22 protein-coding genes are annotated in these 23729 nt (G+C 70.4%); 9 read left to right on the top strand and 13 right to left on the bottom strand.

Features of this window, described 5'->3' with window-relative positions:
- Positions 1–74: 74 nt before the first annotated feature.
- Positions 75–2636: an FxSxx-COOH system tetratricopeptide repeat protein gene (gene fxsT / locus ABD437_RS06885; protein WP_344647885.1), complete on the top strand. Its 2562-nt coding sequence runs from the start codon at positions 75–77 to the stop codon at positions 2634–2636.
- On the opposite strand, the gene ABD437_RS06880 is transcribed toward fxsT, so the two are convergent.
- From ABD437_RS06880 to ABD437_RS06860, 5 genes are all read right to left on the bottom strand, one after another.
- Positions 2610–4397 carry an HEXXH motif domain-containing protein gene (locus ABD437_RS06880; RefSeq protein WP_344647884.1) on the bottom strand — a complete coding sequence of 596 codons (1788 nt, stop codon included), beginning with the start codon at positions 4395–4397 and terminating at the stop codon, positions 2610–2612. The genes fxsT and ABD437_RS06880 overlap by 27 nt on opposite strands.
- Position 4398: 1 nt before the next feature.
- On the bottom strand, positions 4399–5628 hold the full coding sequence (locus tag ABD437_RS06875) for an FxsB family cyclophane-forming radical SAM/SPASM peptide maturase (protein WP_344647883.1): 1230 nt from the start codon (positions 5626–5628) through the stop codon (positions 4399–4401).
- Positions 5629–5675: 47 nt separating this feature from the next.
- The gene (locus ABD437_RS06870; protein ID WP_344647882.1) at positions 5676–5843 is read right to left on the bottom strand and encodes a hypothetical protein; all 168 of its coding nucleotides are present in this window, start codon (positions 5841–5843) and stop codon (positions 5676–5678) included.
- A 148-nt stretch (positions 5844–5991) separates the two neighbouring features.
- Positions 5992–7041 carry a phytase gene (locus ABD437_RS06865; RefSeq protein WP_344647881.1) on the bottom strand — a complete coding sequence of 350 codons (1050 nt, stop codon included), beginning with the start codon at positions 7039–7041 and terminating at the stop codon, positions 5992–5994.
- A gap of 29 nt (positions 7042–7070) precedes the next feature.
- Entirely contained in the window at positions 7071–7739 is a 669-nt protein-coding gene (locus ABD437_RS06860) for an O-methyltransferase (RefSeq protein WP_344647880.1), read from the bottom strand.
- A gap of 23 nt (positions 7740–7762) precedes the next feature.
- Between ABD437_RS06860 and ABD437_RS06855 the strand changes: the two genes are divergently transcribed.
- Positions 7763–9070 carry an MFS transporter gene (locus ABD437_RS06855; RefSeq protein WP_344647879.1) on the top strand — a complete coding sequence of 436 codons (1308 nt, stop codon included), beginning with the start codon at positions 7763–7765 and terminating at the stop codon, positions 9068–9070.
- Here the strand turns inward: ABD437_RS06855 and ABD437_RS06850 are convergent.
- From ABD437_RS06850 to ABD437_RS06835, 4 genes are read right to left on the bottom strand one after another with little or no spacing between them, the layout of a single operon-like run.
- Positions 9045–9629, bottom strand: coding sequence for a Maf family protein (locus tag ABD437_RS06850; RefSeq protein WP_344647878.1), 585 nt, complete (start codon positions 9627–9629; stop codon positions 9045–9047). The genes ABD437_RS06855 and ABD437_RS06850 overlap by 26 nt on opposite strands.
- Positions 9626–10261 (bottom strand): GNAT family N-acetyltransferase, encoded by a 636-nt coding sequence (locus ABD437_RS06845; RefSeq protein ID WP_344647877.1) that lies wholly within the window; start codon positions 10259–10261, stop codon positions 9626–9628. The genes ABD437_RS06850 and ABD437_RS06845 overlap by 4 nt, the downstream gene beginning before the upstream one ends.
- Positions 10258–10476: an acyl-CoA carboxylase subunit epsilon gene (locus ABD437_RS06840; protein WP_344648170.1), complete on the bottom strand. Its 219-nt coding sequence runs from the start codon at positions 10474–10476 to the stop codon at positions 10258–10260. The genes ABD437_RS06845 and ABD437_RS06840 overlap by 4 nt, the downstream gene beginning before the upstream one ends.
- 56 nt (positions 10477–10532) lie before the next feature.
- Complete coding sequence (locus tag ABD437_RS06835; protein WP_344647876.1) at positions 10533–12137, bottom strand: acyl-CoA carboxylase subunit beta; 1605 nt, start codon at positions 12135–12137, stop codon at positions 10533–10535.
- Positions 12138–12274: 137 nt separating this feature from the next.
- Between ABD437_RS06835 and ABD437_RS06830 the strand changes: the two genes are divergently transcribed.
- Positions 12275–13003, top strand: coding sequence for a biotin--[acetyl-CoA-carboxylase] ligase (locus tag ABD437_RS06830; protein WP_344647875.1), 729 nt, complete (start codon positions 12275–12277; stop codon positions 13001–13003).
- Here ABD437_RS06830 and ABD437_RS06825 read toward each other — a convergent pair.
- The 4 genes from ABD437_RS06825 to ABD437_RS06810 form a co-directional block, all read right to left on the bottom strand.
- Entirely contained in the window at positions 12990–14402 is a 1413-nt protein-coding gene (locus tag ABD437_RS06825) for an MFS transporter (protein ID WP_344647874.1), read from the bottom strand. The genes ABD437_RS06830 and ABD437_RS06825 overlap by 14 nt on opposite strands.
- Positions 14403–14452: 50 nt before the next feature.
- Positions 14453–16096, bottom strand: coding sequence for a GDSL-type esterase/lipase family protein (locus ABD437_RS06820; protein ID WP_344647873.1), 1644 nt, complete (start codon positions 16094–16096; stop codon positions 14453–14455).
- Positions 16097–16277: 181 nt separating this feature from the next.
- Positions 16278–16898, bottom strand: coding sequence for a TetR/AcrR family transcriptional regulator (locus tag ABD437_RS06815; RefSeq protein ID WP_344647872.1), 621 nt, complete (start codon positions 16896–16898; stop codon positions 16278–16280).
- A 5-nt stretch (positions 16899–16903) separates the two neighbouring features.
- On the bottom strand, positions 16904–17935 hold the full coding sequence (locus ABD437_RS06810; RefSeq protein ID WP_344647871.1) for a redoxin domain-containing protein: 1032 nt from the start codon (positions 17933–17935) through the stop codon (positions 16904–16906).
- An 89-nt stretch (positions 17936–18024) separates the two neighbouring features.
- On the opposite strand from ABD437_RS06810, the gene ABD437_RS06805 reads away from it, so the two are divergent.
- The 6 genes from ABD437_RS06805 to ABD437_RS06780 are packed head-to-tail and all read left to right on the top strand — an operon-like array spanning position 18025 to position 23718.
- A complete protein-coding gene (locus ABD437_RS06805; protein WP_344647870.1) occupies positions 18025–19761 on the top strand; it encodes a methyl-accepting chemotaxis protein in 1737 nt (578 codons plus the stop codon).
- A 12-nt stretch (positions 19762–19773) separates the two neighbouring features.
- The gene (locus ABD437_RS06800; protein WP_344647869.1) at positions 19774–20331 is read left to right on the top strand and encodes a chemotaxis protein CheW; all 558 of its coding nucleotides are present in this window, start codon (positions 19774–19776) and stop codon (positions 20329–20331) included.
- Positions 20328–21155 carry a CheR family methyltransferase gene (locus tag ABD437_RS06795; RefSeq protein WP_344647868.1) on the top strand — a complete coding sequence of 276 codons (828 nt, stop codon included), beginning with the start codon at positions 20328–20330 and terminating at the stop codon, positions 21153–21155. Before ABD437_RS06800 ends, ABD437_RS06795 begins: the two co-directional genes overlap by 4 nt.
- A 10-nt stretch (positions 21156–21165) precedes the next feature.
- Complete coding sequence (locus ABD437_RS06790) at positions 21166–21639, top strand: chemotaxis protein CheD (RefSeq protein ID WP_344647867.1); 474 nt, start codon at positions 21166–21168, stop codon at positions 21637–21639.
- The gene (locus ABD437_RS06785; RefSeq protein WP_344647866.1) at positions 21636–22679 is read left to right on the top strand and encodes a protein-glutamate methylesterase/protein-glutamine glutaminase; all 1044 of its coding nucleotides are present in this window, start codon (positions 21636–21638) and stop codon (positions 22677–22679) included. Before ABD437_RS06790 ends, ABD437_RS06785 begins: the two co-directional genes overlap by 4 nt.
- Complete coding sequence (locus ABD437_RS06780) at positions 22672–23718, top strand: methyl-accepting chemotaxis protein (protein ID WP_344647865.1); 1047 nt, start codon at positions 22672–22674, stop codon at positions 23716–23718. The genes ABD437_RS06785 and ABD437_RS06780 overlap by 8 nt, the downstream gene beginning before the upstream one ends.
- The last annotated feature ends 11 nt before the right edge of the window (positions 23719–23729 follow it).

The raw sequence follows: 23729 nt of genomic DNA, 5'->3' as shown, positions 1-23729 counted from the left end.
CGGGTGTTGCCGGAAGCCTGTCACTGCTTGGGTACGCTGTGTGCAAGCGGGGTCGAGGTGATGGGACGAACTCGGTGACGGAGACCAGTGCGCCGGCGCGTGACATACCTGTGGTCTGGGGAAACGTCCCGCAGCGAAACAAGAATTTCACCGGCCGCGAGGCCCTGCTCGATCAGTTGCGCGCGCAGCTGACCGAATTGAGGCAGGCGGCTGTGCTTCCGTACGCCATCCACGGCTTGGGTGGTGTCGGAAAAACGCAGCTTGCGGCCGAGTACGCCTATCGCAATAGCAATAGGTACCAAGTGGTTTGGTGGATCTCCGCCGACCAGCCCTCGATCGCCCGGTCCGGTCTGGCCGCGCTGGCGCCCCGCCTCGGGTTGCAGGAACTGGCTTTCGGCCGCACGGAGGAAGCCGTCACCGCCGTCTTGGACGCACTGCGTCGCGGCGAGCCTTACGCCCGGTGGCTCCTGATTTTCGACAATGCTGATCAGCCGGAAGATCTCCGGGAGCTCCTTCCCCAGGGGCAGGCTGATGGGCACGTGTTGGTGACTTCTCGAAATCATCGCTGGCAGAGCGTGGCCGACACGGTCGAGGTCGACGTGTTCGCTCGGGCGGAGAGTCTGGAGTTCCTCCACCGTCGGGTACCGGGAATCGCCGACGAGGACGCCGAGCGACTGGCCGAGGAACTCGGCGATCTCCCACTGGCTCTTGAGCAAGCCGGCGCTCTGATGGTGGAAACCGGCCTGCCGGTGAACGACTACCTGAAGACCCTGCAGGAGGAGGCCGGGCGCGTCCTCGCGGAGAACCCGCCCACGGACTACCCGGTACCGGTGGCGGCCGCGTTGAGCTTCTCGATGGGTCACGTCAGCCGGCAGAACCCGTTCGCGCTGGAGCTCCTGCAGCGTTGTGCCCTGCTCGGCCCCGAGCCGATCCCGCGCGACCTCCTCAGCCGCGGCGCGCGAGTGCTCACCGGCCCCTTCGGCGAAAACCTCCAGGACCCGATCATCGTGAGCCGCGCGATGCGCGAGCTCGGCCGGTACGCCTTGGCGCGCATCGACAACAACCGGCGCACGGTCCAGGTCCACCGCTTGATCCAACGCCTGGTACGCGAGGGCCTCACCAACGAGCAGACCGCCCAGATCCGGAACGAGGTCCACCTGCTCCTCGCCGAACGCGACCCCGACTCGCCGCTGCAGCTCTCGAGCTGGCCGCGGTATCAGGAGCTCTACCAGCACCTCACCCCGTCGGACGCGGCCGGCTCCGCCGACGCGAAGGTGCGTCGCCTCGTCCGCAACGTCGCGCAGTACCTGTACGCCACCGGTGAGTATCAGGCGTGCAACGCCCTGATCGACCAGGCGCTCGACCGCTGGCGCGAGGACTCCGGCCCGGAGGATCCCGATGTCTTGATCCTGCAGGCGCAGAAGGCCGACGTCCTCTGGGGTCTGGGCCGCTACGAGGACGCTTACGAGCTGCGTCGCGCGACGCTGGACATCATGCGTGTCGCGCTTCCTGAGGACAACGAGAACACGCTCTTCGTCACCAACGCCTACGGGGCCGACCTCCGGGCGCGCGGCGAGTTCCAGGCGGCGCTCAATCTGGATGAAGACCTGCTAAACCGTCACCTGCGTGTCTTCGGCGAGGACGACGGGTTGACGTTCAACGTCCGGAACAACCTCGCGGTCGACAGTGAGCTGACCGGTCGGTACCGGGTCGCCCGCGAGCTCCACGAGACCAACTATGAGGAGCGGCTGGCGTTCTACGGTCGTGACGACCACCCGAGCGTCGTCGTCTCGCTCGCCGCGATCTCGCGTGCTCTTCGCCACGAAGGCCGGTACGGCGAGGGCCTGGAGCGTGCGAAGCTCGCGTCGGACCGTTACGGCCGGCTCGTCTCGGAACGGACGCTGGCGGCCGACCACCCGTGGGTTCTGCTCCACGCGCGCGACGTGTCGATCGTCGAGCGGTTGGCCGGAAAGATCGAACCGGCGTTGGAGAAGGCCCGGGCCGCGTACAACCAGTATCGCAGTTCCGCGTTCGGTGAAGAACACCCGGACGCGCTCGCGGCCGGCATCAACCTGGGCAACGCGCTCCGCCTCGCCAGCTCGTTGGGATTGCCCTCGGGTGACCTGACCGAGGCGGTGGAACTGCTGAACAGCACGGTGACGAGGTACGGCGACGTCTGGACGGAAAACCACCCGTTCGTGCACGCCGCCCGCATCAACCTCGCGATTGCCCAGTTCTCGCTGGAGAACTACGACGCTGCCCGCGACTACCTGGAAGCTGCCCGGGCCGGCCTGGAGGCGACGGTCGGAAGTGGACATCACTACACGCTCATCTGCCTGACCAACCTCGCCACCGCGTTGGCCGAGCTGGGCCGAGCCGAGGAAGCCCGCGAAGTCGGCGAACTCATCGCGCCCCAGCTCCAGGCTGCCCTCGGGTCCGATCATCCCCACACGCTCGGCGCGGCTCTCAACCTGGGGCTGGACCTGAGCAAGACCGGTGCGGAGGCCGAGGGTGAGGCGCTGCGCTCCGACGCACTGCGACGATTCGCTGAAGTGCTCGGCACCGATCACTACGACGTCGCCACCGCGGCGCGTGGTGGTCGGGTGTCGTCAGTGATCGAGCCGCCGCCGGTCTAATCCCTTGGCCACCCACTCGGCCAGCGACTCGGGCGGTGGCGCCTCCGGCTGGAGGGCGTCCCACAGCGCTCGGACGACTTCCGGGTAGGTGACGAGCGCCCCCGCCGCGGCCGAGTGCGCACGGGCGTGCGCCAGGGCCAGGCCGGTCCACGAGTCGAACGGAGCAGTGGGCGAGCTCACCGACTCCGCGTAGAGCCTTGCGGCCAAGGTGTGATCGCCGCGGGCGAACGCGTAGTCCGCCGGTTGCGGGCCCGGCGACGGCGTCCGCACGTCGTCGAAGGTCTCGTCGTCGGCGATGAGGCGTTCGCGTGCGAGCCACTGGCGACCGGTGGGCCGGCTTCCGCGTGACCCCGGGCGGGGAGCGCCGGACCGGACGGCGTCGGGTGGGCACGACCTGCCGTCGCGCCAAGCACGAACCAGCGCGTCGAGGTCCCGCCGGCTCACCGGGAGGTTCCGCAGCCGCCAGCCGAGACGGGCCTCCAGGTCGGCCTCCTCGGCGAGTTCCGTCATCGGCGTCGGAACCGGAGCGGCGAGCAGCGGAGCCAGCGCCGATCTCATGTCGGCCACGAATACACGTCCGGTGTCGGTCAGCACGCCGGCGTCCTCGAGGGTGCGCAGGGCTTCGTCGACGGCGCCGCGCCAGCGGGCGAAGTCGAAATGGGCCATGCGCCCGAGTACCCCGCGCCGCCGGTGCCGTTCGACCTCCCAGAAATCGACGAGCCCGAAAAACGCGTAGGCGCCCTGCAGCAGCCCGCCGGCCGGGCGGGGATCGGCACGCCAGGGTGCGTAGAACAGCCGTTCGTCCGCCGAGTCGACGAGCGGCACCAACGCGAGCAGGGCCCAGAGCTTGATGTGTTGGTGCTCGTGTACCAGTGCTTCGGCCATGCCCTCGCCGTGGCGGGGCGTCGTCAGCGCGATGCCGCCGAAGCTTTCGCCGGACGAGGCACTCAGCTGCGGTTCACGTGCGGTGGACCGTAACGGCGTCAGCGACGTGATGTCACGTGAGATCGCGGCCGCACGCGTCGGGTGATGTTTGACGAGGATGTTCCAGGCCTCGTCGAGGCACGTTTGCCAGCGTGCGACCGCGACGTCGGCGAGTCGCTCGTCCGAGGGGACCTCTTCGGGTGAGCGGTAAGGATCGATGTCGTCGAGGGTGACGACCAGCCTTTGTCCGGCACTGTTGCTCTGCAGCTGCCGGACGGCCGACCAGCGCGGGTCGTCGCCGGCGACGGCGATGATGGTCCTCTCCTCCCGAAGACGCACGAGGCCACGGTCGGGAACGACGGTCGCCGTCAACCAGCGGGGCTCGCCGAGCGACCCGAACCGCCCCAGCCGCGGGAAGCTCGAGGTGCCGTCCGATCGAACCCGGATCACGGTTTCGCCCGGCAACTGAGCGCTCATCAACGCGACCGTGGCCAGCCCTCCGAGATAGCCGATGTCGTCCAGGTCTGAGTCGTCGAGTGGTTCGGAGCGCTGTAGCCGGTGGAGAAGACGCATTCCCCACGTGCCGATCGGCGGATACAGGAGCAGGCGGTCCACTTCGGTGGAATCGGCGTGCCGCGCACGGGTCAACCCCGACCAGTTCGCCGCGAGAACATCGGGCGGCAGAGCATCTGAATCGAGCGTTTCGAGACGACGCCTCACCGCGTGCAGAAGGAGCAGTCGTTTGCTCAGCTGACCGGCCGGCAGTGCTCCGGTCTCATCGGCGCCGCCGAGCGCGATGCTGCGGAACACCGGCGCCGGTAGTCGGTGATAGACCACGTCACCGAGCCCTTCGACGAGCGTGGAGGTCGACGTCGATCCGGGTGCGGATGTGATCGATCAACGCGAACAGGTCGGGACAGTAGACCGATGGATTTCGGAAGCCGTGACCGGCGCGATACCGGTGGCCGTAAAAACCACCACCGCAGATTCGCGCGAATAGACATCGACGACATTCGTCAGCCAACGCGTCGACGCCGATCTGCCGGGCGGCCACGCCGGCGTGGAGGAGCGCCGCGTCAACGGGATCCCGGAGGATGTGCAGACCGGTGGCGGCTGCGCCGGGATAGGCGGAGCGCAGTGAGTCGACCTGCTCGATGGCGCCGTCCGTCTCGATCACCAGCGTGGCGGCCGGTGACACACCGACGGCTTCGGTGCGGCTGTTCCCACCGAGCAGGAGGTGGATGATTTCCTCGAAAAGCCGGATACCGGGCCGCGGTGGCCCGGACACGTACCAGTGGTCGAAGATTCGCGTGAGCCAGTCCGAGTACGGGTGGGTACCGTCGTCCGCGCGTGCCGGTGGGCGGTTGTGCCAGTCGCCGTGCGGCAGCAGGAAATCCATTCGCGGCGGGCCGAACGAGCGTAAGTACTTGTACACGCCGATTGGGTCTTCGGCAAGATCGACGACGCAGAGCAGACCGCCGTAGATCGCGCGGTATCTCGGCGCGGCGAGGCGCCGGATGCCCGCCTCCACCTCGGTCGAACTGGGGCGGCCATCCGCAAAACGTCGCTGCCGGTCGTGCGCCTCGGGGGTTCCGTCGACGCTCACCCCGACTCGGACCGCGTGGCGCAGGAGACCGTCCAGGGTCGCCTCGTCGAGGAGCACACCATTGGTCTGCACGGTCGCCGCGAGCGTCGTTCCGGACGGAAGCGACTCGCGCACGCGAGTGACGGCGGAGCCGATGTATTCGACGCCGGACAGGAGCGGTTCGCCGCCGTGAAAAACGATGTTCACGCGCTCGACGGAGTGCTCGGCGGTATGTTCCGCGATTCGAGCTACCGCGGCGCTCAAGGTGTCTTCCGACATTCGCCGCGGGCGTGCCCGCCAGCTCTCGTCGCCCTTCTCGTAGATGTAACAATAGGAACAGGCGAGATTGCAGCGGCTGTTGATCTTGAGCACGTAGTGGGTGATCGGAGTCGGGCGCCAGCCGTTCCGGATCAAGCCTCGAACGTCGAGGATATCGAGCGGCCATTCCGGCCGCGCGCGTACTTCGCTGTCGATCGAGCGCATACGTCGGCCCCCGGAACGTTACCGACTCTGATCGGTACCCGAGCTCGTCAGATGCTCGAGTTGAACCCTGTCGTCGCTTGCTCCCGCTGCATCGCTTCCCGATCTAGCCGTGCCAGCGCGATGTCCAGTACTGAACCTTCCAGGCCGTTGAGGCTTAGATCTAACCCGGAAACATCCACCAGTTCGGAGTCGAAATCAGAGAGCGGTTCGGTCATTCGCGATCCTCCGTACCACGCTATTCGCCTAAAGCTAGCGTAACCTACGCGGAATGAAGGGTGGTTGGCCAGACTTTGTGGAAACAACACAGTGGAGTAGCTGGAGTCGGTGACCCACGGTTAATCACTTGCGTATCAGGGGCCACGGTCAGGGATACGGGATCGGTTGTTCGCCGATGGGTTGGACCACTCGGTCGAGCGGCACGAACTTGAAGTTCTGGCGCTGCACCGACGACCCCTGCACGTTGTAACCGTCCTGGCAGACGAACATGCCGGTCGGGAACGCCGGGCCCAGGGGGCGGCTGGTGGCGTCGATGCCGTCGGTGTCCTGGCAGCCGTCGACGCCGCCGCTGTTCGCTACGCGGAAGCGCCCGAGGTACTTGTTGTCCATCCGGCCGTAGACGGTGAAGTCGCTGCTGCCCTGGGAGGACGCGTACAGCCGGTCACCGGCGATGGCCAGGCCCTCGACGTCGGCCTGGATGTGGCCGTCGCGTTCGGGGCGGGCGCCGTCGACGAGGGTGCGGGTGCGGCCGGCGTCGGGCTCGGCGCCGTAGCGCCAGATGCCGACCTTCTCCTGACCGATGTAGAGGGCGCCGGACGCCTCGTCGGCGACGCAGCCCTCCACGGCCCGGCCGAGGTTGAACAACCGCACGGACTTCGCCGTGACCTTCGAGCCGCGGACGGTCAGTTCCCACTGCTCGACCCGGCCGGACACCGCGTTCGGGAACGCGTAGAGCTTGTCGGTCTTGGGGGAGCGGTACATGCACACGCCGTGCGCGGTCACGGTGGTGGGGACGACCGCGGCCGACGACAGGCGCCGGGTGGCCGGATCGACCAGGTAGATGCGCAGCACACCCTCGTCGGTGTCGTCGTCGGCGGCCACCACGACGTTGCCGCGCACGTCGACGTTGTTCGGGAACACGTTCGGGATGCGCTGGAGCCGCCTGCCGGCGAGGTCGTAGGTTTCCAGCGCGCCCTTCTTGTCGGTGCCGACGATCATCGAGCGCGACGAATCGTTCGGGTCGAACCAGAACGCGGGGTCGTCAGCGGCGTCGCCGGAGTGCGCCACCGGTTCGGTTTCGACGGTGGCGCCCGCGGTGACCTCGGTGTCAGCGGCCAGGACCGGCGCCGGCCCCGGACCGCTGCCCGTCACTGCCAGCACGGTGACTACCGCTACCAACCCCAGCGCGATCCGCATGTAGTTACGGTATCGACACGTACCGACACTTACTCCGAAGACACGCGCCTTGCCATCGTCACGCCGTCGCCCAGCGGCAGGACGGCGTGCGTCACCCGGGGGTCGTCGCGCACCCGGCGGTTGAACGCCTTGACCGCCGCTCCGCCGGGCCGCGTCGGGGCCTCCTCGAGCACCGACAGGTGGAAGAACACGTTGTCGACGAGCAACACCCCGCCGGGGCGCACCCGCGGCACCAGTTCCTCCCAGTACGCGAGGTAGTTCTCCTTGTCGGCGTCCAGGAACACCAGATCGAGGAAAGGCTCCGCCGGTAGCGCGCGCAGGGAGTCGAGCGCCGGGCCGATCCGCAGGTCGATGCGGTCGGCTACCCCGGCCCGCTCCCAGTACCGCTGCGCCACCGACGTCCACTCCTCGTTCACGTCGAGGCAGAGCAGGCGCCCGTCGGCGGGTAGGCCGCGGGCGATGGCCAGTGACGAGAAGCCGGTGAACGTGCCGACCTCGAGCGCCGAGCGCGCGCCGACCAGCTGCGTGACGAGCGTGAGGAACCCGGACTGCTCCGGTGGGATCTGGATCTGGGCCGGACCGGGGAACCGTTCGCCGGTCTCGGCGATGAGGTCCCGCGCCACGTCGTCGAGCGGCGGACCGATCGCGATCGTGTAGTCGTGCAACTCCTCCGGCATCCACTCGTTTCGGTGCGTCATGGAACCACCGTAGGCTGGGTGCAGTGACGCGGACCCGGGCTACTTATCTCGTCTACGCCGTCCTCGGGTTCTACGGCTGGTTCATCTACGGCTTCGGGCCGGTGGTGCCGCTGCTGCGTGACGAACAGGGCACCAGCCGGGCGGTGGCGAGCCTGCACGGCACCGCGCTCGCCGTCGGTGCGCTCGCGGCCGGCGCACTGTACCCGTTCCTGACCCGCCGGATCGGGCGTGCGCGGACGCTGTGGACGGCGCTCGGTGGGCTGGCGTTCGGCATCGTCGTGCTGGCGGTGGTGCCGTCGGTGCCGGTGGTGACGATCGCGGCGACGCTCGGTATCGGCACGGTCGGCGCGATCCTGGTCAACAGCATCGCGCCGACGCTGCTCAGCATCCACGGGCCCGCGTTCTCCGGCGCCGCGCTCACCGAGGGCAACGCGATCGCCTGCGGTGTGGGGCTGGTGGCTCCGCTGGCGATCGGGTTCTCCCTCGACCAGGGCTTCGGCTGGCGGCCGGCCCTCCTCGTGGCCAGCGTGCTGGCCGCCGTGATCGCCGTGCTCGCCCGCGCGACCGCCACCGGCCTGCCCACCGCCACCGATCAACCGCCCGACCCCGGCCCGCCACCCCCCGCCGCCGGAAGCCCCGCCGCCGGAAGCCCCGCCGCCGGAAGCCCCGCCGCCGGAACCCCCGCCGCCGGAACCCCCGCCGCCGGAACCCCCGCCGCCGGAACCCCCGCCGCCGGAACCCCCGCCGTCGAGACTCCCGCCGTCGGGAAAGCGCGACTGCCGAGGCGGTTCTGGGTGACGTGGGTGATCATGCTGTGCTGCATCGCGGCCGAGTTCGCGACCACCCTGTGGGCGTCCGATGTGCTGCGGCACCGCACCGGCTCGACGGCGGCGCTCGCCACGGCCGCGGTGACGGCGGTCGTCGGCGGGATGTGCGGTGGGCGGATCGTCGGCGCCGTCTCGGCCGCCCGCGCCCCGGGCGCCGTGCTGCTCCTCCCGGCGCTGGGCATCGCCCTGATCGGCGGGGCCGTCTTCTGGGTGACGACGTCACCGGTCGTCGCGATCGTCGGCCTCGCGATCCTGGGTTTCGGCCTCGGCCCCACGTACCCGCTCGCGATGGATCTCGCGATGCAGGCGTCGGACGGCCAGCCCGACCGCGCCGCCGGGTACGCGTCCTACGCGGCCGGTCTGGCGGTCGGCAGCGGTCCGTTCGCCCTGGGCGCGTTGGCCGACCTGGTCGGCCCGCACGGCGCGTTCCTCGTCGTGCCCGCGCTCTTCCTGGTTGCGATCGCCGGAGTGGTGGTGATCAGCCCCAGAGCTCGACCGCGCTGAGGCCCAGCTCGGCCAGCAGCCGGCGGAACAGCGGCAGGGAGAGCCCCACGACGTTCGTGTGGTCCCCGTCGATGCCGTCGACGAAGATCGAGCCCCGTCCGTCGATCGTGAACGCCCCGGCCACGTACAGCGGCTCGCCGCTGGCGACGTACGCCGCGATCTCGTCCCCGCTCGGGCTGGCGAACCGCACCGTCGTCGAGGCCACGGCGGAGACTTCCCGGCCGTCGAAGACGACACAGTGGCCGGTGCGCAGCACGCCGGTGCGCCCGGCCATCAACTGCCAGCGCGCGATCGCGTCCGCGGCGTCCTTGGGCTTGCCGTAGGCCACCCCGTCGATCTCCAGCACCGAGTCGCAGCCGACGACGACGGCGTCCGGAGCGGACAGCGTGGCCACGACCGCGCGGCACTTGAGCTGGGCCAGCGAGAGACTGATCTCGGTGGGCGTTCCGGTGGCGCCCGACTCGTCCACACCGGACACCACGACCTCGGGCGCGAACCCGGCCGCGCGCAGCAACGCGAGCCTGGCCGGTGACTGCGACGCCAGGACGAGGCGCGTCACGGTGTCAGCGACTTCGTGAGCACGAGCGCCACATCGGTCTCCCACAGGTCCTCGAGTTGCAGCACCGGCGCGTACCCGCGGCCACGCCAGAACTGCCGGGTGGGCTCGTACGTGTGCGACGACGCCGACGTGATCGCCGAGATGTTCTGGAACCCCTGCGCGGCGAGCAGACGCTCCAGGCGGGTCACCAGCGTCGTACCCACCCCACGGTGCCGCAGCGCCGCGTGGACGGCCATCCAGGTGATCTCCGCGGCCTTGTCGCCGTGCCGCTTCCAGGTGAGGAACGCGATCACGTCGCCGCCGGGGCCGAGCGCGACCAGACCACCCTGCGTACCGAGGTCCCGTGCGGCCTGGGCGATGCTCCGACCGCCGGGCGCCGGCTCGTCCTCCTCGTCGGGGATCCCGTGCCGGCCGCGGGCCGGGCGGACGGGATGGGACGCGGTGACCCGGTGCGAACTCCGCGCCGCGCCGACCTTGGGACGGTGCGCGCCCACCTTCTCCGGCTCGACGTCGAGCGGCTCGGCCGAGGCCGCCGCGCTGTCGCTGACCGCGAAGAAGCGAGGCAGGGACGCGATGACCCGCAGGCAGCCCTCGACGTCGTCCCGCCGGAGTGGTCGGATCGAAAGGCTCATCGTGGGAGCCCGGAGGCGCGCCACGCCCCCGGACCCGCGACGAGCGGCGCACCGATCCGTGCTTCCTGTCTGCCCCAGAGCTCACGCGGACGCGGCGGAGGCGAGGCGACCGCCGTGGACCGGGCCGCGAGCACGCCGACCAGCGCGGCGAGTTCCTCAGCCGTGGGCACGCCTCGAAGGACCCGGATAACCGGCTCGTCGTCCTGGGTGGTCATCACGTCCCCATCGTCCGGTGCGGAGCAACCATGCGGCAAGTTCTGCGCGCACAGCGTTACAGCGGAATGTTGCCGTGCTTCTTCGGAGGCAACGTGTCCCGCTTCCCGCGCAGCATACGCAGTGCCCGTGCGATCTGGACGCGGGTCGTCGACGGCCGGATGATCTGGTCGACGTAGCCCCGTTCGGCCGCGATGTAGGGGTTGAAGAGCGTGTCCTCGTACTCCGCGATCAGCTCCTGGCGGCGGACGGCCTGCTCCTCGGGATCGTCGATCGACGTCAGTTCCCGCCGGTAGACGATGTTCGCCGCACCCTGGGCGCCCATCACCGCGATCTGCGCGGTGGGCCAGGCCAGGTTGAGGTCGGCACGCAGGTGCTTGGAGCCCATGACGTCGTACGCGCCGCCGAACGCCTTGCGCGTGATCAGCGTGACCTTCGGCACCGTGGCCTCGGTGTAGGCGTAGATCAGCTTCGCTCCGCGGCGGATGATGCCGTCCCACTCCTGGCCGGTGCCGGGCAGGAAACCGGGGACGTCGACGAGCGTGATGACCGGGACGTTGAACGCGTCGCAGAACCGCACGAAGCGCGCGGCCTTCTCGGAGGCGTCGATGTCGAGCGTGCCCGCGAACTGCATCGGCTGGTTGGCCACGATGCCGACCGGACGGCCCTCGACCCGGCCGAAGCCGATCAGGATGTTCGGCGCGAACAGCGCCTGCACCTCGAGGAACTCCGAGTCGTCGACGATCGCCTCGATCACCCGGTGCATGTCGTACGGCTGGTTGGCCGAGTCGGGGATGAACTCGTCCAGGAATTCGCCGTCCGGCGCGCCGGAGTCCTCGTACGCGGGCGCCTCGTCGAGGTTGTTGCTCGGCAGGTACGACAGCAGCGACTTGACGTACTCCAGCGCGTCGTCCTCGTCGGCCGCCATGTGGTGGGCGTTGCCGGACTTCGTGTTGTGGGTGCGTGCGCCCCCGAGGTCCTCGAACGAGACCTCCTCGCCGGTGACGGTCTTGATCACGTCGGGACCGGTGATGAACATGTGCGAGGTCTGGTCGACCATGATCACGAAGTCGGTGAGCGCCGGGCCGTACACGTGCCCGCCGGCGGTGGCGCCCATGATCAGCGAGATCTGCGGGATGACGCCGGAGGCCAGCACGTGCCGCTGGAAGATCTCGCCGTACAGGCCGAGCGAGACGACACCTTCCTGGATGCGTGCGCCGCCGCCCTCGTTGATGCCGATGATCGGGCAGCCGATCTTCATCGCGAGGTCCTGCACCTTGACGATCTTCTCGCCGTAGACCTCGCCGAGCGCGCCGCCGTAGACGGTGACGTCCTGGCTGAACACGCACACCTGGCGGCCGTCGATCGTGCCGTAACCGGTGATCACGCCGTCGCCGTAGGGGCGATTCTTCTCCAGGCCGAATTGGGTGGAGCGGTGCCGGGCGAACTCGTCGAGTTCGACGAAAGAACCCTCGTCGAGGAGTGCGTCGATGCGCTCGCGCGCGGTTTTCTTTCCCTTGGCGTGCTGCTTCTCGACCGCGCGGGCGGACCCGGAATGGACCGCCTCGTCCACCCGTCGTTCCAGGTCGGCGAGTTTGCCGGCCGTCGTGTGGATGTCCGGACCGTCGACCGGGTCCGACGACTGGGTGGCTTCGAGAGTCATCGTTGAGTGCCCTCCTCCGCAGCGGCGCGTTGGCGAGCCTAAAGCAGTTTCTTCGGTGGTTGAGTGAAGTAAGGCGTGGATCACTCTTTACGGTGCGTGGTGTGGACAACGGTAGGAACGCACTGAATCGTGCAACGTTGCGGGAACGTATTCGGGCTCCGTTCTGGCGCGACGTGCAGGTCGTCGAACGCACCGGATCGACGAACGCGGACCTGGTCGCCGCCCGCGGGGTGCCGGAGGGAACGGTGCTGGTGGCCGAGGCGCAGGACGCCGGGCGCGGCCGGATCGGGCGCACGTGGACGTCCCCGCCCGGCGCCGGGCTGACGTTCTCGGTGCTGCTGCGGCCGATGGAGGTGCCGCGGGAGCGGTGGGGGTGGCTGCCGCTGCTGGCCGGCGTCGCGTGCGTCGCGGCCCTGCCGGGCGTCGAGGCCCGCCTGAAGTGGCCGAACGACCTGCTGGTCGGCCCCGACCGCAAGAAGGCCGCGGGCATCCTCGCCGAGGCCACCGGGGATGCCGTGGTGCTGGGCATCGGGCTGAACGTGACGCTCACCGCCGACGAGCTGCCGCCGGACCGCCCCGACACGACGTCGCTGGCGCTCGCCGGCGCGCCGGTGCTCGACCGCGAGGTGCTGCTCGCGGCGATCCTGGACGAGCTGGCCGCGCGGTATGACGCGTGGCGAGCCGGGGACAGCCTGCGCGACGCCTACCGGGCGCACTGCGACACGCTGGGGCAGGAGGTACGCGTCTCGCTCCCGGCCGGGCAGACGCTGGAAGGCACCGCCACCGACATCGACGAAGAAGGTCGCCTGATCGTGGGCACCACCGCGGTGGCCGCCGGCGACGTGGTGCACGTCAGGCCGCAATAGGCACCGGAGCGTCCGGTGCCGCGGTGCGCGAGGCCCAGCGGGTCGTCGTGAGCACCCCGGTGCCGGCCACGACCGCGCCGATCACCGCGACCAGCCACCAGGCCGGATGGGTCGCCTCCGCGAACCCCGGGTCCTGGGCGGCGGCCCCGGCGGTGAGCGTCCCGGCCACGGCGACGCCGAGCACCTGGCCGATCTGACGGGCCGCCGACGTCGTCGCCGAGGCGACCCCGGCCTGCGCCTTCGGCATCGACGAGACGGCGGTGTTCGTGATCGGCGTGTTCACCAGCCCGTGCCCGAGGCCGAAGACCGCGTAGGCGACCGCGAGGAGCACCAGCGGCGTCGATCCGCTCAGGAACGACAGGAGCACGCCGGCGACCAGCACCGCCGCGCCGGCCAGGATCATCGGCACCCGCACCCCGATCCGCCCGACCAGCCGTCCGGCCAGCGGTGAGGCCACCACGGCGGCCAACGCCAGCGGCAGCGTCAGCGCACCGGCCGCGAGCGCCGAGTAGCCCCGGTTCTGCTGCAGGTAGAGCGTGTTCAGGAAGAGCAGCGCGGCCAGCGCCGCGAAGTGCAGCACAGCGACGACGCTCGCACCGGCGAACGGCACGCTGCGGAAGAACCGGACGTCGATCAGCGGCTGCTCACGGCGTCGCTCGTAGAACACCAGCGCGGCGACGGCCACGGCGGCCAGGCACAGCAGCCCGAGGATCTCGACCGACGCCCACCCGGTCGTCGGGCCCTCGATCAGCCCGTACGTCGCCGACGCCAGCGCCACCACGACCAGCACCTGGCCGACCGGGTCGAACCGTCGCGGCACGGCGGCTTTCGACTCCGGCACGATCAGGTGCGTCAGCAACGCCCCGATCAGCCCCACCGGCACGTTGATCCAGAAGATCGACCGCCAGCCGATCGTGTCGACGAGCAGGCCGCCCACCAGCGGGCCGAGCGCCATGCTGATCCCGGCCACCGAACCCCAGGCGCCGATCGCCTGGGCGCGCTCGCGTGCGTCGGTGAACGTGTTCGTGATGATCGACATCGCGACCGGCGTGAGCATCGAGCCCCCGATCGCCTGCAGGCCGCGGAACACGATCAGCCAGCCCAGGCTCGGGGCCAGGCTGCAGAGCAGCGAGCCGAGCGTGAACAGCACCAGGCCGGTCTGGAACACCCGGCGACGACCGAACCGGTCACCCATCGAGCCGGCGAGCAGCAGCAGCGACGCGAGCACGACCAGGTAGGCGTCGACGGTCCACTGCAGGCCGGAGAGCGGCGCGTCGAGCTCCTGGCCCAGCGAGGGCAGGGCGACGTTGACGATCGTGTTGTCCAGCCCGACGAGGAACAGGGCGAGACAACACGTCGCGAGGACGGCGAGTCGGTGACGACGGGACAGTTCGGGCACGCGTCCCAGCGAACACCTGAATTGTTCGAAGCGCTAACCAACGTGTTGGGTCACACAGCCCGAACCGATCCGATGGTCGATGGCGGGCTCTCCCGTCCGGACGACACCGCCGTGACGTAGTAGTCGTACTGGTGTCCCAGGATCAGCCCCTGGCGGCCCCACTGCAGGTCGCGCGAGCCCTGTCCGGCCAGCTCGAACTCTCCGCCCGCGGTGGAGTCGCGCAGGTAGACGCGGTACTCGGCGGTCTGCGGCACCCGCTGCCAGGCGACCAGGAGGGCGCCGTTCTGGGCCAGTGCCTTGACGTCCTTCGGCGTCGCCGGCACCGGCGGCCCGGGGACCGGCCCGAACACCCGCCCGTACGCGTACGTGTGCGCGAGCTGGTTGACGAACCGGCTCGCGATGAAGAACTCGCCGGCCTGCGTCGGGTGCGTCCCGTCCCAGGTGTGCAGGTCACGCTTCCAGCCCGAGCGCAGGTCGACGACGCTGACCAGCGAGTCGCTCGTCGTGCGGGCCTGGGCCACCCCGGCCAGGCGCACCGCGAGCTCGGCCATGACGTTCGGCGCCACTTCGCGGTGCCCGTCGGGCTGCCCCAGCAGGATCTGGGCCCGCGGGTTGGCCTCCTGCACCTCGGCGACGATCCGGTCCAGGCTGGCCGCGGCGTCGGCGGCGGTGGAGCCCTGGATCGCCAGCGTGTCGTTCGTGCCGAGGTCGATCAGGACGAGGTCGGGTCGCTCCGACCGCATCAGGCCGGGCACCCAGCCGACGACCGTCGACGCGGCGACGCCGGCCTGCGAGTCGTGCCGGCTGCCCCACTGCGTGTGCGGCACCGCGTAGTCGCCGGTCCACGTCTCGGTCCTGCTGCCCACCCAGGTGGGCCGCGACGCCGGGTCGAGCCGCTGCCAGGCCCAGTACCGCCAGGTGTGGTCGCCGATCGCGCCCGAGGTGATGCTGTCGCCGAGCGTCATGATGCGTGCGCCCTCGTCGGGCAGGCACGGGAAGCTCGTCGTGGCGTCGGTGTACCAGCGACGGCAGCCCGAGCCGCCGAACGCCCAGCCGTGGTCGGCGCTGACCAGCTCCTCGACGTTCTCCCCGTCGGACGCGACCGTGCCGGTCACGCAGTTGGCCGGGGCCACGCCCTCCCCGGAGCCGGCGCACTCCACCCGGTCGCGCCGGGCGATCGTCAGCGTCGCGCCGCTCGCCGCCGCCGAGCCGGCCGGCACCAGGGCCGTGAGCGCGTAGTCGCGGCCGGGGGAGAAGTGCTCCGGGTGCAGAGCGCCGATCCGCACCAGCGTCTCGGTGCAGGTCTGTCCCTCGCCGACAGCCAGGTAGGGCTGGGTGTCGTCCGGTAAGCCGGTGACGCCCGTCGAGGAGTCCGCGCCCGTCCACCGTTGCGCGGCCCCGCACGGTCCGACCGTGCGGACCGTGAGCCGCAGCTCCAGGCCGTAGCCGTCGAGCCGCTCGATCGCCGCGGCCGTCCGGAACCGGAAGCGGATCCCGATCTGGTGCGCCCGGCCCCGCTTCGTCATCGTGAGCTGCCCGGCCTCGGGCGCCCAGGCCGCGCCGTCGTCGGTGGTGAACCCGTACCGCTTCGACGCGCGTTCGGCCGGCCGCTCGGTCTCGTCGCCGAGCGTCCGGACCAGGACGACAGCGATCCCGGCCAGCAGCACCGCGACCGCGACGATCGCGATCGTCACCTGACGGCGGCGCCGTCCGCGCCGCCGTGACTCCGTGCGCCCGGTGCTTTCCGAACCGCGGCGCATCACCGATCCCGCGCGCAATGCGCCTCCCGTGGATGGCATCCTTCGCAGAACACGGTAGGCCCGGACGCGAAACGATCTGGTCGTTCGGTGAAAGTGGACCGATACGTCCGTGAGCTCACCGCAGTCCGAGATGGGTGCTCACCGCGGTGAGCGCGGCCCGGTAGGTGGCCGCGGCCGTCGCCTCGTCGGCGTAGTGACCGGCCAGTTCGAAACTGACGACGCCGTGCGCGGTGGCCCACAGCAGATCGGTGGCGTCCACCGGCCCGAGGTCGGCCGCGCCGGTTCGCTCGCGGAGGCTCGCCACCGCGTCGGCGAGGACGTCGAACGCGTGCTTCGACTCCGCGACGGCCTCGGGGGACGGGGTGAAGCCCGGGATCGCCTGACCGAACATCACGCCGTAGTACGCGCGCTCGGCCAGCGCGTTCTCCCGGTAGGCCCGGCCGGTGGCGGCCAACCGGTCCGCGGGGTCGTCGCCGGCGGCGTCGACGGCCTCGGCCAGCCGGCGCCGCAGCCGGGCGAACCCCTCCCGGTACAGCGCCTCGGCGAGGCCGTCCTTCCCGCCGAACATCGTGTAGAGCACCGTCGTCGAGCAGCCGATCTCGCCGGAGATGCGGCGCATGGTGAGCGCCTGCGGCCCCTCGGCGACGAGCAGTGCACTCGCCGCGTCCAGCACCGTGCGGCGCAGCGCCTCCTGCCCGGCCGCCTGTGCGCGCCGGTACGGCGTGTCCGTGGTCATCACGATCAGGGTAGGGGCCGGTGGAGGGGGACCCCGGCGTCGGCCAGCGCGGCCGCCAGTCGGAAGTACTCGTCCCCGAACGGGTCGACGCCCCGCTGCGGCATCGCGCCCCGGCGCAGGGCGACGTTGTGCGGCGCGGCCTCCGCGGCCAGCGCGAAGTGGTGCTCGGCCGCCTCGGCGTGCCCGTTCGCGGCGAGCCACCCGGCCAGCCGGGTCTCCGCGCGGGCACGCTGGTCGGCCTGCGACGGCAGCCGCAGGTGCTCCCGGACCTGCTCCGGGGTGAGGCCGGCGTCTCCGTCGCGCACCCAGCGGCGCAGCGCCTCCCCGGACGCCTCCGCGCTCAACCCGTTCCAGTCGCGGAACGTGTCGGTCGCGGTCTGCGAGTCCTGCGGGCGGACGATCCGGCCCTCCTCGTCGAGCCACACCGCGGTCGGCACGTTGACGACGTCGAACGCGTCGGCAGCCGCTCCGTCGACGTCGACGAGCGCCGGGTGGGTGGTCCCGGCCTCGGCGTGCCACGGTGCCGTGGCCGCCACGTCGGTGTCGAGTGCGATCGTCACGACGCTGAACCCGTACGGCGCCAGTTCGGCGTGCCGCTCCTGCCAGGCGCCGAGGTCGTACCGGCACCCGCACCACGACGCCCAGAACACGAGCGCGACCTTGGTTCCCCGCAGCGACGACAGGGCCACCCGCTCACCGGTGACCGACGGCAGGGTGAGCTCCGGTGCGTACGCGCCGGTCAGCGCCCGTCCGCGAGCCACGGCGTCCGGCGCGGTCGCCAGGGCCCGCGCCGCCGGGTCGACGGCCACCACGAGCCCGGCCAGCTCGGCGAACGCGGCGACGTCGAGCCCGTCGCCGGTCTCGAGCCCGGCGGCGCGGAAGTTCGGGATGCACGCGTCCCCGCGGCACCAGCCGGGCGCCGACCGGTGCCAGCCGAACACGTCCTGCGCGGGGTCGGCGCGCAGCGTGCCGGTGGCGTCGAGCGAGGCACGCAGGGTGGCGGTGGCGGTGCCGTCGAGCACGGTCCAAGTGTCCATGCGTTCGACAGTAACAATGTTACTGAGAGGTGACAACGTTTTTGCTCCCGAACTGCTCCGAACGACTCAGGCGATTGACACCGGAGCCGATGGGGGGATGCGACGCGGGATCACGATGGAGGAGCTCAGTAATGGCCGAGACGTCTGTCGAAGCGCGCCGCTCGGGCGGCTTTGCTTTCCGGCACCTTCCGGTTGCATGGAAGCTGCGGTCCCTCGCAGCGCTCGTGTGCGTGTTGCTCCTGGCGGTCGGGTTGTACGGGCTGGTCCAGCTCGGCCAGACCCAGGACCGGCTCAAATCGCTCTACAGCAACAATCTGCGCAACATCCAGCTGATCAACACGGTGAACACGAAGGTCGCCGACGTGCGCCGGGACGTCCTGAACCTGGCCGTGGCCCAGACGCCCGCCGACACCCAGGAGCAGAAGGCCGCGACCGAGAAGTCGCTCGGCGAGGTGAACGCGGCCTGGGCCGCTTTCACCGAGACCGAGGTCGGGAGCGGCGCCGACGAACGGGCGGCATTCGTCAACGCCTGGCAGGCCTACCAGAAGGCGCTCACCGACCGGGCCATCCCGCTCGCCGCGGCGAACCAGTACACCGAGTTCCTCGCCTACCGGAAGTCGACGACGACCCCGCTGGCGAACACGCTCATCACCGCGTTGAACGAGCTCGTGGCGCTGCAGGACGCCGACGCGAAAGCCAAGCTCGACGCGTCCGCCGACGCCTACGCCAGCGCCCGGATACTGACGATCGGGCTGATCGTCGTCGCGCTCGTCGCCACGTTCCTGGTGGTGCAGCTGATCACCCGCTCGATCTCCCGCCCGCTGCGCGAGACCGTCCGTGTACTCGACGGTCTGGCCGACGGACGCCTCGACCAGCGGCTGGCGGTCGACAGCCGGGACGAGGTCGGACAGATGGGCGGTGCGCTCAACAGCGCGCTGGAGAAGCTGTCCGAGACCGTCGGCACCGTCATCGAGTCCACCGACCAGCTCAACAGCGCGTCCAGCCAGATCAGCGGCGCGTCGCAGTCGCTGTCGCAGGCCGCCACCGAGCAGGCCGCGAGCGTCGAGGAGACCACCGCGAGCATCCAGCAGATGGGTGCGGGCATCTCCCAGAACAGCGAGAACGCCGGGGTCACCGAGGGCATCGCGACCAAGGCCGCCGCCGACGCCACCGAGGGCGGCAGCGCGGTGCTGCAGACCGTCGACGCGATGAAGCAGATCGCCAGCAAGATCTCGATCATCGACGACATCGCGTTCCAGACCAACATGCTGGCGCTCAACGCGACGATCGAAGCCGCCCGCGCCGGTGAGCACGGCAAGGGCTTCGCGGTCGTCGCGACCGAGGTCGGCAAGCTCGCCGAGCGCAGCCAGGTCGCCGCGGCCGAGATCAGCGAACTGGCGGCCGGCAGCGTGCACACGGCCGAGCGCGCCGGTCAGCTGCTCCAGGAGATCCTGCCCGGCATCACCAGGACCTCCGACCTCGTCCAGGAGATCGCGGCGGCCAGCAGCGAGCAGACGTCCGGCATCCGCCAGATCGACACCGCGATGAGCCAGATCAGCAAGATCACCCAGACGAACGCGTCCTCCAGCGAGGAGCTGGCCGCGACCGCGGAGCAGATGTCGGCCCAGACCGCGCAGCTGCAGGAGGTCATGGGCTTCTTCCAGACGTCGAACGCGCGCCGCCGCCCACCGGTGGTCAGCTACGGCGGCGGCACCTACGCCACGCCGAAGCGCAGCACCGGCAGTGCCCGGCTCACCCCCGCGGGTGCGTTGCCGGTCGGGTCGGGGCCCTCCGACGTCGACGACAGCAAATTCGACCGGTTCTGAGCGGAGGTAGCGGTGAGCAGCACGCAGACCGAACCGCGTCCGGGGGCGAGCGCCGCCGGGTCCGACCGCTACCTGAGGTTCACGCTCAACGGTGAGATGTACGCGTTGAACATCTTCAACGTCACCGAGATCCTCGAGCACCGCCAGCTCACGCCGGTGCCGATGATGCCCGACTTCATCCGCGGTGTGATCAACCTGCGCGGACGTGTGGTGCCGGTCATCGACCTGGCGATCCGTTTCGGACGCGGCGTGACCACGATCGCGCGCCGGACCTGCATCATCATCGTGCGGATCCCGACGCCGACGGCCACCGACGACGACGAGGCCTCCGAGTCCACCCAGGACATCGGCGTGCTCGTCGACGTCGTCAACAAGGTCGTCCGGCTCGCCGACGACGAGATCGAGCCGGCGCCCGCGTTCGGGGCAGGCATCCGCGCCGACTACATCAGCGGCATGGCCAAGCGCGACGACGGCGCGGGCGACGACTTCGTCATCGTGCTCGACGTCAGCCGGGTGCTGTCGATCGCCGACATGGTGAACTTGCAGAACGCGGTGGCCGAGGCGTCATGACGCTCACCGACAACCGTCCGAAGCCGATCACCCGCGCCGAGTTCGCGGAGATCAGCGACCTGCTGCTGCGCCGCACCGGCATCCGGCTGTCATCGGGCAAGGAGACGCTGGTGATGGGCCGGCTCGACAAGCGGCTGCGACAGCTCGGCCTCTCGTCGTACCGGGAGTACCTGGACCTGCTGACCCGGCCGGAGGAGCCGGAGATCCACCAGGCCATCGACCTGCTCACCACGAACGAGACGTTCTTCTTCCGCGAGCCGCGCCACTTCGACTTCCTGCGTGAGCAGGTGCTGCCCCAGCACCCGGCCGGCCGGCCGTTCCGGCTCTGGAGCGCGGCCAGCTCCAGCGGCGAGGAGGCGTACACCGCGTCGATGGTGCTGGCCGACGCGTTGCCGGGCACGCCGTGGGAGGTCGTCGGCACCGACGTGTCCGCGCGCGTGGTCGCCAGCGCGCAGCGGGGCCTCTACCCGATCGCGGCGGCCGAGCGCATCCCGCTGCCGCTGCTGCGCAAGTACTGCCGCAAGGGCCGGGAGGAGTACACCGGCCAGATGGCGATCGCCCCCGAGCTGCGGGCCCGGGTGACGTTCGTGCGCGCCAACCTGATGGACAACCTGGAGGGTCTGGGGCGCTTCGACGTGATCTTCCTGCGCAACGTGATGATCTACTTCGGGGCCGACACGAAGATCGCGCTGCTGGAGCGGCTGGAGGCGATGCTCCAACCGGGCGGGCACCTGATCGTCAGCCTGTCCGAGACGCTCAAGGGCGTCACGTCGCGGCTCCAACTGGTCGAACCCTCGGTTTACCGACGTCCCATCGATGTTTAGAGCGGACGACGTGATCCTCAATCCGGGTGACTTCTGCTTCGCGTCCGAAGGCACGCGGATCCGGACGCTGCTCGGGTCGTGCATCTCGATCTCGATGTGGCACCCGCGGCTGCACATCGGCGGCATGTGCCACTACATGAATCCCCGCCGCCGGGCGCGGGTGCCGGGCGAGCTCTCCGGCCGCTACGCCGACGAGGCGATCGAGCTGTTCCTCCGCGAGCTGCGGCGCACCAACACGCTGCCGCACGAGTACCAGGTCAAGATGTTCGGCGGCGGCAACCAGTTCCCCCGCAGCCAGCGCGCGGTGGACATTCCCCAGCAGAACATCGACATCGGCCTGGAACTGCTCGAGCACCACGGCTTCGAGGTCACGGCGACGCATCTGGGCGGCACCGGCGCGCGTCACATCCTGTTCGACCTCGCCGACGGCGGCGTCTGGATGAAGCACTCCGCCCACACCGTCGGTGACCAGGTGACGGCATGAGCAGGCCCCGGATCGGCGTGTTCATCGTCGACGATTCCGCCGTCGTGCGGCAGGCGCTGACCGCGCGGCTGGCCGAGAGCGGCGAGATCGACGTCATCGGGGCGGCCTCCGACCCGATCTTCGCGCTGGAACGGATGAACAAGAGCTGGCCGGACGTCGTCGTGCTCGACCTCGAGATGCCCCGGATGGACGGCATCACGTTCCTCAAGAAGATCATGGCCACCCGCCCGACGCCGGTGGTGATCTGCTCGACGATGACCACCCGCGGCGCGGAGACCACGATGGACGCGCTCGCGGCCGGGGCGGTCAGCGTGATCCCGAAACCGACCAGCGGGCTCAAGCAGTTCATCCAGGACGAGGGCGGCGACATCGTCGCGGCGGTGCGTGCGGCGGCCGCGAGCAACGTCCGCGGTGCGGTACGCCAGCCGGTCGCGGTGGGAGCGCCGCCCGCGGCGTCCGGCTCGCTCGCGACGACCACGGACCGGATCGTGGCGATCGGCACGTCCACCGGCGGCACCCAGGCGCTCGAGGTGGTGCTCACGGCCCTCCGCGTGACCTGCCCGGGGATCGTGATCGTGCAGCACATGCCGGAGAAGTTCACGGCCGCGTTCTCGGCCCGCCTCAACGGTCTCTGCGACGTCGAGGTGTCCGAGGCCGTCGACGGGGACCGGGTGCTCACCGGGCGGGCCCTCGTCGCCCCCGGCGGGCGGCACATGGAGTTGCGTCGCGACGGCGCGCAGTACCGCGTCCGGGTGTTCGACGGACCGCTGGTCAACCGGCACCGGCCCTCGGTGGACGTGCTGTTCCGCTCGGTGGCGAAGGCCGCCGGACGCAACGCGCTCGGCATCATCATGACCGGAATGGGCGACGACGGCGCCCGCGGCCTGCTGGAGATGCGTCACGCCGGTGCGCACACGGTGGCGCAGGACGAGGCCACCAGCTTGGTGTACGGCATGCCGCACGAGGCCGTGCTGCTGGGCGCGGCCGACCGGGAGGCACCGCTCTCCGCGATCCCGGAGGTGATCCACAAACATGGCTGAGTGGTTGATCGCGCTGGCCGCGCTCGTCGTCGGGCTGGGCGTCGGCGTACCCGTGGGGAAGCGGCTGAACGCGCGGGAGGCGCCCCCCGCATCCAGCGCCGCGAACGAGTTCCACCGCAGCGTCGTCGACTTCGCCGGTGCCGTGGCCCCGGTCTGGTCGGCGCAGGTGGACACGTCGCGGGCCCAGATGGAGACCGCGATCAGCGGTGTCACCGAACAGTTCGCCGGCATCGTCGACAACCTCGACACGGTGCTCGACTCGTCCGCCGGAGTGCTCCACGGCGACTCGGCCGCGGTGTTCGACCGCAGCCGGGAGCGGCTCGGCGACGTCGTCAACACGCTCGACAACGCGGTGGCGATGAAGCGGCAGGCGCTGGAGGAGCTCCGGACGCTCGACGACCTGACCGGCGAGCTCAAGCAGATGGCCGACGAGGTCACCGCGATCGCGTCGCAGACCCACCTGCTGGCGCTGAACGCCGCGATCGAGGCCGTGCGCGTCGGCGAGGCCGGTGCCGCGTTCGAGGTCGTCGCGCTCGAGGTACGCCACCTGGCGGAGCGGTCGCTCGACACCAGCAGCCGCATCACCGACAAGGTCGCCGGCATCGGGGCCGCGATCGACTCGGTGATCACCAACGCCCAGGACGGCGCCGAGCGGGAGGACCTCGCCGTCAGCCAGGCCAACGGCGACGTCAACGAGGTGCTCGAGGACCTGCACTCGGTGGTGGCCGGATTCCAGCAGTCGTCGGGGGAACTCGAGTCCGCGGCCGTCGGCATCCGCGCGCAGATCGCGTCGTCGCTCGTCGAGCTCCAGTTCCAGGACCGGCTCTGCCAGGTGCTCGAACACCTGCGTGACAACATCGCGCAGCTACCGACGGTCGTCGCGGACGTCCCGACGACCGAGTCCGGTGAGCCGCTTCCGCTGGACGCCCAAGGCCTGCTCGACGCCCTGGCCGCCGACTACACGATGGAGGAGGAGCGCCTGGCGCACGAGTCGGGCGGTGCGGTCGTACAGCGCGAATCCGAGATCACGTTCTTCTGACGGGGGCCCAG

Origin of the sequence: Cryptosporangium japonicum (genome assembly GCF_039524755.1) — a bacterium.
GTDB lineage: Bacteria > Actinomycetota > Actinomycetes > Mycobacteriales > Cryptosporangiaceae > Cryptosporangium > Cryptosporangium japonicum.
This window is presented reverse-complemented; position numbering and strand designations above follow the sequence as displayed.